The organism is Thalassotalea eurytherma, from assembly GCF_030161415.1.
In the GTDB taxonomy this organism is placed as follows: Bacteria; Pseudomonadota; Gammaproteobacteria; order Enterobacterales; family Alteromonadaceae; genus Thalassotalea_G; species Thalassotalea_G eurytherma.
Genome location: NZ_BSSU01000005.1, coordinates 102,555 through 115,247 on the forward strand (window position 1 = coordinate 102,555; position 12,693 = coordinate 115,247).

The window sequence follows — 12,693 nt, forward strand, 5'->3', positions numbered from 1 at the left end:
CTGGCGTTCATATATTTTTGCGAGTCAAAACTACTGGCTTGTTTAACGACAGGTAAATTATGCAGTTCACGATCACTTCTCCCGATAAATTTCGTGCTATTCCTTGGAAAAATGGCAAAGGCCAAACAATAGAATTAGCGATCAATGAAGGCGCTAACTTAGAAAACTTTGATTGGCGTTTAAGTATGGCAGACGTTGTTGAAGATGGCGTATTTTCTGATTTTAGCGGTTATTTGAGAAACTTAGTGCTAATAAAAGGTAAGGCAATTACCTTGATTCATGACCAAAAAACAACTGACACGTTAGACCGTTATCTCGATTTTGCTACCTTTGATGGCGGCTGTAAAACACAAGGTGTGCTGCCTGAAGGGCCAATTACTGATTTTAATATCATTACTAAACATGATAAATATGACGTGACAGTAACAACATACCAACACGATGCAACAGTTGAATTATCTGATGGTGCGTATATTTGGGCTTACAGTTTGGCCCATGATGCAAAAATTGTCAGTGAACAGCATCAAGAAATATCATTACCAGCCAACCACTTACTTCAAATATCTAATCATAATACGGAAAATAAAACATCCATTTTGGGCTCAGAGCTTATTATCGTGACGTTACGCTTAAAATAGCTAGGCAAGAAATTACAGTTTTTGAAGGCTATTTGTCTGGTCAGACAACTAGTATCTAGTACCTGACTCTGATATTATTCAGCTAACACGTGTTAGCTGAAAATAGAGACAAAGCATGTCACACCCATCGAGTTATAGTTTACCTGAAGAAGTAGCTAATGCGATTAGTCATGGCATAGGTACTTTGTTAAGTGTGGCGGCATTAACTTTATTAGTTACTTATGCGGTTATTGCACAAGATCCTGTGCGTGTTATCAGCTTTTCAATATATGGCGCTAGCCTGATTATTTTGTTTCTAGCCTCTACGCTGTACCATTCATTTGTCAATGAGAGCCTTAAGAAAGTTTTTAAGGTGATCGATCATTGCGCGATTTATATTCTAATTGCAGGTACCTATACTCCTTTGATGTTATTAACTATTGAAGGCAGCTTAGGTTATTGGATGCTTACCGTTATTTGGTTAATAGCGCTTCTTGGCGTAGCATTTAAAATTAAGTTCGGTAGTCAATATAAGAACTTGTCGCTTTTTAGTTATTTGGGAATGGGGTTTATTTCACTATTCATTATCAAAGAGTTATACCAACAACTTTCAAGTGGAGGCATGACATTACTCGTTACAGGCGGTGTTGTTTATAGTCTTGGTGTGATTTTTTATGTGCTAAAACAAGTGCCTTACACGCATGCTATTTGGCACATGTTTGTGTTAGGTGGTGCGAGTTGTCACTTTTTTATGATGTTATTTTATGTGTAAAACCATCAAATTTTAGGTAAAAAAAACGCTAGCAATGCTAGCGTTTTTTTCAGGGAAATTTTATTAGAAGGTGTAAGACGTGCTAATAAAGAACGTTCTACCTACTACGTCATAGATAGCAGGTACTGTGTCCATATCGTTGCCATCTGGCACTGACTCGGGATCGGTATCAAATAGGTTTTTCACACCACCATTAACTTTCCATTCGTCGTTAATGTAGTAAGTCGCTGAAACATTGTGGTAGACAACGTTATCTGTACTGTAGGCTTCACCGTAGTAATCACCGTCCATACCTTGAATATATTGTGCAGTGTATAACACGCTTAAATCATCAGTGATATTAGCTGAAATATTTAGGTTAGACTTTAACTCAGCGTAACCACCCATATTGCCATCGATAGTACCTGTATAATCAATGCCATCTTCGGTGTAATCAATTAGATAGGTTGTATCTAATGTTACTCTAAAAATGTCACCTGAATACGTGATGTTCCAATCAACACCAGATGTTTCTAAGTTACCCACGTTCGTTAATGGTGAAGAAAGCTCAGAAAGATCGCCTTCAGGTGTCACATTGATTGTTTCACAAGCTTGCATATTGCCTGCTTCACAAGCGTTTAATGCTGATTGCACGTTTACACGCGTAATGGCATTTGTTACGTCAAACTTCCAGTAATCTAATGTGGTAGAAAGGCCTTGTTGAACTTCCCACACCATACCGAAGGTGAATGATTCACTTTCTTCAGGCTTTAAGTTTTCATCAGAGGTGTAGTTAACCAGAATTTGTGGGTCAACTTCATTACCCCAAGGATCATCTAGGTAATCGAATGAGCCAGAATTACCGCCGTATAGCTCAGCAACATTTGGCGCTCTAAAGCCTGTTGCAGCTACGGCGCGCATCATAAAGGTATCCGTTAACTGATAAGTTGCACCAAGCTTCCACGTTGTTGCGCCACCAAAGGTAGAATAGTTATCATAACGTAACGCAGCTTCAACGTTAAAAGCATCAGTTACAGGCACTGCAACTTCACCGTATACAGATTGAACAGAGTAGTTACCTTCTGTAGGATCTTGTTGCGCAGCAGTACTTTCACCTGCTTGAGTTACGTCGTCAGGCGTATAGAAACCTGATTCATAACGACTCTCAACACCAAGGGCATAGCCAATGTCGCTTTCCGTTGTTCCGCTGTAACCCGCAGCCAAAATGAATTGTTCGTTACCACCTTCATTTTCTTCAGTATAAATAACGCCTTCACTCATTAGGAAGTCGTGATTTAAATCATCGCCGCTAAACCATAAATCTTGATTGTTGTAGATGCTTTGTTCCATGTTTCCTGCATGGATAGAGTTTTGTACACGATCTTTAGAGTCGTTTCTACCATAGGTTGCTGATACATCCCATTGAGCATCGTTATCTAAGTAACCCACTAAGCCAACAGAAGCACGGTAGGTATCGGTTTCTTGTTCATAAATACGTGGGCCAGCGTCTGTCATGCGACGTTTATAGCGTAACTCTTCTGGAATATCACCATTGTCATCTTTAAAGTTATCAGTATATTCACTGCTTAATTGGCTCGAATCTAAATCAATATCGGCGGGCTGTGGTGCCATCTGCTGGTTCGACTCACGTCTTGTGTACATGAAATCAACCGCTAATTCGGTATCCGTCGCAATTTCTTTATTGTAGCTAGTAAATAAGCTCGCTAGCGTGTTAGGCGTTTGGGCATAACTGTCTTGCGTATAATCGTAGGAAGTATTGCGCTCTTTAAAGCCGCCATTTCCGTCAGGTACCATGTCGTTTAAGCTACCGCCAGGTACAAATGAAGATTGACCTGGTTCTACAAAGTCTCGATCCGCTTGAATAATTTCACCACGATCTGAATATTGAACGCCAACAACTAAGTTACCGCCCGCTACTTCAGTACCATGTAATATACTGAAACCACCAGTTTCGCCATCACCATGCCCGGTTACACTTGCGTCAACAGTTAGCTCTGTACCTTCGAAATCTTTTTTAGTGATGATATTAATTACGCCAGCAATTGCGTCAGAGCCATAAACGGCTGAAGCACCATCTTTTAAAATTTCAATGTTTTTAATTATTGATACAGGGATTGTATTCAAGTCAACAGATGCATCTGCACCCGTGCCTGAGGCAACCATGCGGCGACCATTAAGTAGTACTAATGTGCGTTGTGAGCCCATACCACGTAAATTGACTGTAGCGCTACCACCTGAGCCGTTATTCGTAGTAGAACCAATGTTCATACCGGCAACCATAGGCTGAGAAGATAAAATCTCTTCTACCGATTGAAAACCGCTATCGGCGATGTAATCTGCATCAATAACCGTTACAGGGCTTGAGGTTTCCATATCTGTGCGGTTTATACGGGAGCCGGTAACTTGAATACGTTCAATTTCGGTTTCAATTTGCTCCGCTATGTTTTCTGCATATGCTTGTGAGGCTGCAAGTGGTGTCGCGGCAACACCAACAAAAATAGCGCTTTTAATCGCTTTATTTAATTTACTGAAGTTCATGTGTTCTCTCTAATGTTTCATTACTGCTTTCTATGAAGCACGAAAACAGTTTGCCTCAGCTATTTGCTTTTGTTTGTTTAATATTGTTCGATAGTTAGGAAAGGTTGTTACCTTCGTAACCCAGCTGTAACTTTTACGCAAAACCGATGCTTTTTTATGCGATCGGTTGCTGGTTTGTTGAGGATTTATGAAGGTAATTGTATTTTTTATGCGCGATGCTGGAGGCTTTAGATGGTTACTATTAGTTGTATTGGGGTCAAAACATTGTATCTTTTCATTAAGTGTATGAGTTTTAATCTTAATTTATGTATTTCTGGCTGTAGGAGTGATGTAACGCTGATTCAAATGAAAGTGCGAACAGTTAATTACATTTAATGTGAAACCTTGTTGTATAATTTTTAGTGCGACTTTCACTTTATGATGAGTGTCGTTAACCGCTTGGTAGCATACTCAGCCAATGAGTAGTTGGTATAACGTATCTTTTAGTTCAGCACGATTGTGCTTCAGTTGATGCATTGCCTCGTCATCAATGGGGGAATCTTGTCATTCAAGCATCCTGATCTCTTTATCTAACGCCTTATAGCGTTTGTTTGGTTCAGCAAAGTGCTCATTGGTGGTGAGTAAGGTTTTAATTTAATCTTTAAGCTCTGGAAAGTCATGTTCTAATGAATGCTTTTCACTTAACACCTTGTGTCCTCTTTGGTTGTTCTATTAGTTTCTCTATAAGCATGGTTAATTTTTTCTATCATGGTGTAGCATCAAGGTTGTTAATATCTTGTCATGCTTTAGGCTGCGGGGTATATTAATCAGCCTGCTAAATAAAGGGAGTTATTTTGATTGAAGTAATTGATATAAATAAAATTTATGGTGAAAACGAATCAAAGGTTATCGCGTTAAACCATGTTTCACTCACCATAGAGAAAAATCAGTTTGTAGCTATTATGGGGCAGTCTGGTTCTGGTAAATCTAGTCTAATGAATATATTAGGCTGTTTAGATACTCCCTCAAGTGGCCAGTATATATTGTCGGACCACCATATCGAAAATATGGATGACGAAACGTTATCTGCTTTTCGTAATCAAAAAATTGGTTTTATTTTTCAAACTTTCCATTTATTACCACGTTTATCTGCCTTAGAAAATGTCATGGTACCGATGCGTTATAGCAAATGCTCTAGTGAAGAAGCGAAAGCTCGCAGTTTACACATGCTGTCGTTGGTTGGGTTGGAAGATCGAGCACACCATAAACCTTTTGAAATGTCTGGTGGGCAGCGTCAACGTGTCGCTATTGCCCGTGCTTTAGTCAATAACCCTGAAGTTATCTTTGCAGACGAGCCGACAGGGAATTTAGATTCAAAAACATCTCACGACATCATGCAGCTACTAACTAGCTTACATAAACAAGGCAATACGATCGTGCTTGTTACGCATGAAGAAGACATAGCCAACTATGCACAACGTGTGATTCGTATGAAAGACGGTGAAATTATAGAGGATAGTTTATGCGAGCTTTAATTCTTATTTTTTCATTAGTTGCGTCGAGTCACCTTTACGCACAAAACTTCCTACTGTCAGGCGAAGTTAAAACAAAAGATAGTCAGGTCTTTTATGCGCCAAGAACCGACAACTGGCGCGTGCAATTAAAGTGGATGCTACCCGAAGGAGATATTGCTAAACCTGGCGACGTTGTTGTTGTTTTTGATAGCGGCACCATTGAAAACGCTATTGAGCAAGCAAAGGCACAATTACTGACTGCTAAAGACGAGCTGTTTCGTGTTGAATCAGAAAGTGCACAAAAGCTGATTGAAGCCGAGCATGAAGTGGCAAAAACCACTTTATTGTTAGAAAAAGCAAAAATAGATGCAGGTATTGGCAATGCATTTATCAGTACGTTTGACTACGAGAAAAATCAATTAGCGTTTGAGAAAGCAATTGTTGCCAAAGTAAAGGCCGAAGAAAAGCTCTCTCAAGTGATTGTAGCGAATGAAGTGGCGATTAAAAAACAAAAATTATCGATTGCTAAAACAGAAAATGAATTACGTTATCAAACCAATAAACTCACGAAAATGAGAATTGAAGCGACAAAGGAAGGCGCAATCATCTACGGAAAGCATCCATGGAATGGTGAGAAGGTTTTTGTTGGTATGACGGCACAACCATCGTGGAAAATTGCTGAAATTCCTTCAGGTAATGAACTGTTTATTGAAGCGTGGCTGCATGAAGTTGATTTTCAAAAAGTTATTGCTAACCAATTGGCAACGTTGAGATTTGATGCTTACCCAGATCAAAAACTTACTACTACGCTGCTAGATGTTGCCACTCAACCAGAGGAGCGCACCCAATGGGGAGATGATGTGTATTATCGACTCATGTTTTCTTTATCAACAGACCTTAACTTTAAGATTATGCCAGGCATGAGCGTTCAAATTGAAATACAGGAGCAGGCCAATGCTAGCTAGGACTCTAATGTTTAGCTGCCTTTTTGCACTATTGGGTTGTGAGAAAGCAAATGTCGTTGCTATTAAAACAGAATCACTAAAGCAGGTAGTTCTAGCAAGTGGTGAGCTTGAGTCAAAACAAACACAGTATATTGCACCGCCAGCAATTTCACGAATGTGGCAATACCAAATTAAATCGTTAGCACCTGAAAATAGCAAGATTGAGCAAGGTCAGGTTGTTGTTTCATTTGATGATAAGCAAGTTGTTGAGCGTTTAGTAGAAGAAAATGGCAAGCTAACTCAGGCGAAAAAAGAGCTAGAAAACAAAGTGCTAAAAGAGCAAGAAAAAGAGCAAGAATTAATCTTAACGTTAGCAGAAAAACAAATGGATTTTGACAAAGCGCAGCGCCGCGCAAATATTATTGATAATAGCCAATCTGATAACGATCGAAAAAAATCACAAATAGATTTTACTATTGCGAAGGCCGAACTTGTCTTAGCGAAAAGAAAGTTAGCATTTCATAAGAAGAACTCCGCATCTAATTTGAACCGTTTGAAAGCCAAAGTAAGTCGTATTAGTGGCGAGGTCGCATTACTGAAAAGCGATATAGAGCGCCTTAAAGTTAAATCTCCGATTAATGGTTTGGCGATTTATCGCGCCAATTGGCAGGGTGAAAAACCGGCTGTTGGCGAAAACATTCAGTTCGGCCAGCCTGTTGTTGAAATTGCTGTCATTGAAGCAATGCAATTACGCGCACAAATCACCGAGCCTGACAGTGGCAAAGTGGCCTTAGGGCAAGTTGTCGATATTTACTTAGATACAGCGAAAGATAAAGTATACAAAGGGGAAGTTGTTGAACTAGGGCGCGTATTTAGAGATAAGTCATACCAAGATAGAAGTCGGGTGTTTGATGTCATCATTGATATTAATGATATTGACTTAGAGGTGATGAAACCCGGTATGTCGGCAAGAATTGAAGTGATATCGTCGGTTTTTGAAAACCATTTAACCTTGCCGGTTCAAGCAATACAAAAAAGCGAAAGTGGTTATTACGTTGTTAAAGATAGCTTTTTGGGAGAAAAACAAATCCCTGTATCGGTAATGCGCGTTATCAGTGGTCGTGCTTTAGTCAGTGGTGACATCAGTGAAGGTCTGGAGGTGAATTTATGATCCGCGTAATGATGACTATATTAGGTGTTTTGCTGCTTTTAGGTTGCAGTGAAGCACAAAAGAAGCCGCTTTTGTATCAAGTAAAAGAACAGCAGTTTTTTATTGAAGTGCCGGCGCAAGGGGAGCTTTTTGCTGCTAAATCGACTGTTATTAGTGCTCCGCGCAGTCGTTACGGCGCGCAAACGATAGCTTGGCTTGCACCAGAGTTTACCCAAGTTAAAGCAGGCGAGGTGATTGCAAAGTTCGACGCCGAAAACTTGGTAAGGCAAAGTGAATCTAAAAAACATGATTTGACCCTTTCAGGTGAAGATGTACGTCAAAAACAAGCCGAGTTAGATGTTTCACTTAGCGCATTGAATAAAGACATCGTCATAGTTGAAGAAGAAAAAACATTCTCCAATAAATATCAAATTAACGATGAAAGTATTCTATCAAAGTTAGAAATATTAGAAGCGATGCAAGATGGTGAATACTTGGCGACTAAACAGGGATATTTGCAATGGAAAGAAGCAAGCTTTAGTGAAACCGCTAGTGGTGAAATGGAACTGTTGTCAATGAAGGTGAACCAGCATCAAACCAAGCTCGATACGATTAATGATGGATTACAAAAACTAGAGCTCAAAGCACCCCACGATGGTTTATTGGTATACAGTGCTAACTGGCGAGGAGAAAAAACCAAGGCCGGTCAATCGGCTTGGGCAGGACAAAAACTTGCAGAATTACCAGATTCTTCAATGATGAAAAGCAAGCTTTTTGTCAAAGAAAAAGAGGCGATTGGCTTAGCCGTAGGCCAAAAAGTTAATATGCGATTGAACGCAGCGTCATCAAAAGTTTTTGAAGGCAATGTAGAGTCTGTAGCCCGTTTTCCTCAATCGATTCGACGTGGTGACCCACAAAAATATATTGAAGTCATCGTAAACATAGAAACACAAGATCCCCAGCTATTTGTGCCAGGACGAAAACTTAATGCGACGATCAATGTGTTACCTGAACAAAAGCAGTTAATTGTGCCGCTTCAGGCAGTCTTTAGCGAAGATAATCAGTATTTCGTATTTCTCTATATTGATGATGAATTTGTGAAGTCGCCAGTAGAGCTCGGGCAAATAAGTCAAAGCCATGCGGTCATTGTCAACGGTGTGGCGCCTGATAGTTTTGTTTCTTTAATTAACAAAGAGGCCAGCTAATGAAAACTGCAGAGTTATTTATCGATGCTATTGCACAATTGATGCAGCATAAATTACGCACGTTGTTGACGCTATTAGGCATGATATTTGGTGTCGGGGCGGTTATTGCGATGCTTAATATCGGAGAAGGCGCGGAGAACGAAGCGCTAAAAATGATCAGTACCATGGGATTGCACAACCTGATTGTTGAATCTAAATCATTTGAAGAACAAGAGTTGAAAGAGCAACGTAAGCACTCTGCTGGCTTAACATTGAGAGATGCTGAAATCGTTAACGTGTCATTGCCTTTTGTTGAACAAGTAGCGGCATTAAAAAAATTAGAAACCTATACCATTTTTAGCGCGTTTGAGCATAGTGATACCGATGCACTTGGCGTAACAGCAAGTTACTTTTCGCTATCTAATTTATCTGTTACTCATGGACGTTTATTGGATAATAATGATATTGAGAATTACCATCAGGTAGCGGTATTGGGCAATCATGTAGCGAGCCAATTATTTCCGTTGTCTGATCCGGTAGGGCAAAACATTAAGATTAATCATTTGTGGTTTAAAGTGGTTGGGGTAATCGCCTTACCACACTTGAAAAAAGAGGAGTTTCAAGGCGTTAAGTTAGGTGGGGAACAAGACAATGTGTTTATTCCATTGTCGACAGCACAACGAAAATTCGCACAAAAGCGCCTTAGCAGTGAACTAAGCCAAATTAAGTTTAAACTCAACGAAAATGTTGATGCTGTACAAGCGTCTGAAGTGATTAGCCAGCTATTGACTAAACGTCATAATAATATCGATGATTTCACATTAACCGTTCCCGCACAGCTTTTAGCACAACAAAAGCAAACTCAGCGTATTTTCAATATTATTATGTCGTGTGTTGCCGGCATTTCACTCTTAGTTGGTGGTATAGGCATTATGAATATTATGCTTGCTACAGTACTTGAGAGAACAAAGGAAATTGGTTTATTGCGAGCCGTAGGCGCGACACAACAGAATATTCAACGCCAATTTATTGCTGAGAGTTTTACGATATCGATATTAGGTGGCATCATCGGCGTTGTTTTTGGCATTGCGCTTTCTGAACTTATTGCACTGTATTCGAACTGGGCTGTAACTTGGTCATTAGGAGCTATTGTACTATCCTTTAGTATCTGCGCCGTTGTCGGTTTAGTGTTTGGTGTATACCCTGCAATTAAAGCATCAAAGCTTGATCCCATTACCGCGTTACAAACTGATTAAGCTTGAATCGCATCAATAAGTTTGGCTGCATTTTCAGCCCATTCTTGATAAACCGGCTTTCCCGGATGAAAGCCGTCTTTTGCCATGAGTTCTGGGGTCTCTGGTAGCTCAATGGCCAGCGTTTTTACACAATCAAATTGACGACTAATATTTAACAAATCTTGATTTAATTGTTTGGCACGTCTGCCTACATACCAACGCAGTGGCTGAGGTAGCGCTGGAAACTTGTGCATTGGGGGGATATGAGTCGCGATGATCAGGCGAGGTTTGAATCGATTGATGATGTCTTGATATAACGCAGCTTGTTGTTGTCGAAATTTATTCCGTGATAGACCTTTGGTGACATCGTTGACACCTAGAGATGTAATAACAACATGGTATTGCTCTTGGGCTAAATTTGACAGGGTATTTAAGGTATCTTTTGTTGTTGCCCCCGTACTTGCCATTAACGTGTAATTAACCTTAGCGGTGTTTGTGCTTGACTTTAATTGCCCTAACAGCCCATCTGACTGGTATGACACACCAACGCCAGCCGCGGCAGAATCACCAAGAATTAGCACATTTAACAACGGGTCTTTATGCGTATCTAAAATACGCTCGCCAATCGGCTCTGGTAGTTTGGGCGTTTTCTTTCTAACGTATTTCCCTTGAATAATCAGGGCAGGCAATAACGCAAGTGTGACCAAAAAATGCGACATAATTAAATTGATGAGTTAAAAGGTTACTTTGAAATATAATCTTATCTTCGTCAAGCTTGCTTGGTTGTCTTTTTCTTATTGGCGTATGTCGCTTTTCGACGCCGCGATTTTTTATAGGCTGGTTTATCGACTTTAGGCAGATCCGTAAACTGAATATTAGCCGCAGTGTTTATTAGCAGATTTAAATGTTGGCTAAGCTCGTTCATAAATGCTTGGTAACTACATTTTTTTTGAGTCATCAAATTAAGTGATGACTCCCAATGGGCAGTCATATCAGGCTGGGTTGTACTTAAAGGAAGCGCTTCGACAAATGATTTACCTAACGGTGATGCATGAATTTGTTTACCTTGTCGCACTAAATAATTGCGTTTAAAGAGTAAATCAATAATGCCGGCTCTGGTTGCTTCTGTGCCTAATCCGTCGGTCTCTTTTAATTGCTTTTTGATGTCAGGATCACGAACAAACTTTGCAATATTTGTCATGGCGGCTAACAACGTTGCATCATTAAAGGCTTTAGGGGGTTGTGTCTGTTTCTCTATTAGCTGCGCAGCAGAGCAAAATAGCTTATCGCCTTTGTTCAATTGAGGTAAGGTCGCGCCACTTTCTTCTTGATGCTTAGGAGCAAGCAATGTTTTCCAGCCAGCTTCCACCGTACTTGAGCATTTAGCTCTAAATAGTCCACCTTCAATTTCAGTGTCAATAATTTGCTCGATATACTGATAGTCCATATAAAACTGCGCTAAGTATTGTTGGGATACTAACTGGTATATGTTTTTTTCAAAGGTGTTCAACCTTTCAAACTGAGGCTTTTTTAAGGTTGGAATAATAGCGTGGTGAGCGCCCACTTTTTGATTATTCCAGGCTCTGCTTTTACGTGTTGAATCAGCTTTTTTAGCTGCTGACGCTAGCGGCTCATCGTTATTCGCTAACATCTTAATAATGCTTGTGGCTTCACTAAATTGGCTAGTTGGTAAATATCGACAATCAGAGCGTGGATAAGTAATTATCTGGTGCTTTTCATAAAGCGACTGACAGATATCAAGCACTAATTTAGCGTTCATTGAAAAACGCTTGGCAGCGTCTATTTGTAGTGCTGACAAATTATAGGGTAGTGGGGCGACTTGTTTTTTCTTTTTTTGCTCAGCATGAACCACAGCTCCAGGCTGTTGCGTTATGCGTTTTTTCACATGCTCGGCAAGTGCTTTGTTTATAATCCGTTGCTCTTCATCCATGTGTGGCTCACATGCTTCACTTGGTATCCATTTCGCGTCAAATGACTCCCTGCTATCTGTTTGCAGGGTTGCTTTAACATCAAAATAATCATGTGGCGTAAAATCCTCAATTTGCTTATCTCGTTCAACGACAAGGCCAAGCACAGGCGTTTGCACTCTTCCTACAGATAGAACAGAGTTAAAGCCAGATTTTTGTCCACGTATTGTTAAAGCGCGGGTCAGGTTAATACCATATAACCAGTCAGCTCTTGCACGTGCGAGTGCTGAAACAGAAAGCGGGACAAAATTTTGATTTGGCTGTAAATTATTTAACGATTTTTTGACCGCCTGTAAGTTTAAATCGTTTATCAATAGACGCTGTATTTTAGCCTTTTTAGCGCTTGGTACTTTGACATAATCAATGACTTCATCGACGAGTAATTGCCCTTCACGATCAGGGTCTCCTGCATGAATAATCGTACTCGCCTTTTTGATGAGTTTAGTGAGGATTGATAATTGTGCTTTGCTCGCAGATTTCGGCACTAATTGCCAAACCTGAGGTTCGATAGGTAGGTGTTCAAAATGCCATTTCTGATATTTGCTGTCGTAAGCTTGCGGCTTAGCTTGTTCTAATATGTGACCGATACACCAACTAACGATGTCACCATTACCCACCTCTATATAGCCTTTTTGCTTTTTATGGGGCTTAGGTAATGCAGCAACAATGGCTTTAGCTAAACTTGGTTTTTCAGCAATATATAGATTCAAAGCAGTGCTCTTTGGGTGACAGTCTTGGTTATAATATACTGTATTTATGAACAGTTAAATAG

Annotated in this window: 10 protein-coding genes and 1 pseudogene; 7 read left to right on the plus strand and 4 right to left on the minus strand. The window is 40.0% G+C overall.

The window, feature by feature from the left end:
- Positions 1–59: 59 nt before the first annotated feature.
- Positions 60–638 (plus strand): HutD/Ves family protein, encoded by a 579-nt coding sequence (locus tag QQK02_RS05660; RefSeq protein ID WP_284207003.1) that lies wholly within the window; start codon positions 60–62, stop codon positions 636–638.
- 115 nt (positions 639–753) lie between these two features.
- Positions 754–1,389, plus strand: coding sequence for a PAQR family membrane homeostasis protein TrhA (gene trhA, locus QQK02_RS05665; protein WP_284207004.1), 636 nt, complete (start codon positions 754–756; stop codon positions 1,387–1,389).
- A 63-nt stretch (positions 1,390–1,452) separates the two neighbouring features.
- Here trhA and QQK02_RS05670 read toward each other — a convergent pair whose 3' ends face one another.
- Together QQK02_RS05670 and QQK02_RS05675 are read right to left on the minus strand one after the other, a co-directional pair.
- Positions 1,453–3,927: a TonB-dependent receptor plug domain-containing protein gene (locus QQK02_RS05670; RefSeq protein ID WP_284207005.1), complete on the minus strand. Its 2,475-nt coding sequence runs from the start codon at positions 3,925–3,927 to the stop codon at positions 1,453–1,455.
- A 450-nt stretch (positions 3,928–4,377) separates the two neighbouring features.
- A pseudogene (locus QQK02_RS05675) lies at positions 4,378–4,560 on the minus strand (YdcH family protein).
- Positions 4,561–4,760: 200 nt separating this feature from the next.
- On the opposite strand from QQK02_RS05675, the gene QQK02_RS05680 reads away from it, so the two are divergent.
- Genes QQK02_RS05680 through QQK02_RS05700 form a run of 5 tightly spaced genes read left to right on the plus strand, consistent with a single transcriptional unit; the run spans position 4,761 to position 9,954 of the window.
- The gene (locus QQK02_RS05680; RefSeq protein ID WP_284207006.1) at positions 4,761–5,441 is read left to right on the plus strand and encodes an ABC transporter ATP-binding protein; all 681 of its coding nucleotides are present in this window, start codon (positions 4,761–4,763) and stop codon (positions 5,439–5,441) included.
- Positions 5,429–6,385 (plus strand): HlyD family secretion protein, encoded by a 957-nt coding sequence (locus QQK02_RS05685; RefSeq protein WP_284207007.1) that lies wholly within the window; start codon positions 5,429–5,431, stop codon positions 6,383–6,385. Before QQK02_RS05680 ends, QQK02_RS05685 begins: the two co-directional genes overlap by 13 nt.
- Positions 6,386–6,392: 7 nt before the next feature.
- Positions 6,393–7,535 carry an HlyD family secretion protein gene (locus QQK02_RS05690; RefSeq protein ID WP_284207008.1) on the plus strand — a complete coding sequence of 381 codons (1,143 nt, stop codon included), beginning with the start codon at positions 6,393–6,395 and terminating at the stop codon, positions 7,533–7,535.
- A gap of 8 nt (positions 7,536–7,543) precedes the next feature.
- Positions 7,544–8,719, plus strand: a complete 1,176-nt coding sequence (locus QQK02_RS05695; RefSeq protein WP_284207009.1) for an efflux RND transporter periplasmic adaptor subunit — start codon at positions 7,544–7,546, stop codon at positions 8,717–8,719.
- Positions 8,719–9,954, plus strand: a complete 1,236-nt coding sequence (locus QQK02_RS05700) for an ABC transporter permease (RefSeq protein WP_284207010.1) — start codon at positions 8,719–8,721, stop codon at positions 9,952–9,954. Before QQK02_RS05695 ends, QQK02_RS05700 begins: the two co-directional genes overlap by 1 nt.
- On the opposite strand, the gene QQK02_RS05705 is transcribed toward QQK02_RS05700, so the two are convergent.
- The gene (locus QQK02_RS05705; RefSeq protein WP_284207011.1) at positions 9,951–10,652 is read right to left on the minus strand and encodes an SGNH/GDSL hydrolase family protein; all 702 of its coding nucleotides are present in this window, start codon (positions 10,650–10,652) and stop codon (positions 9,951–9,953) included. The two genes, QQK02_RS05700 and QQK02_RS05705, sit on opposite strands and share 4 nt — an antisense overlap.
- Positions 10,653–10,702: 50 nt before the next feature.
- Complete coding sequence (locus QQK02_RS05710; protein WP_284207012.1) at positions 10,703–12,631, minus strand: DNA topoisomerase III; 1,929 nt, start codon at positions 12,629–12,631, stop codon at positions 10,703–10,705.
- Positions 12,632–12,693: the final 62 nt, after the last annotated feature.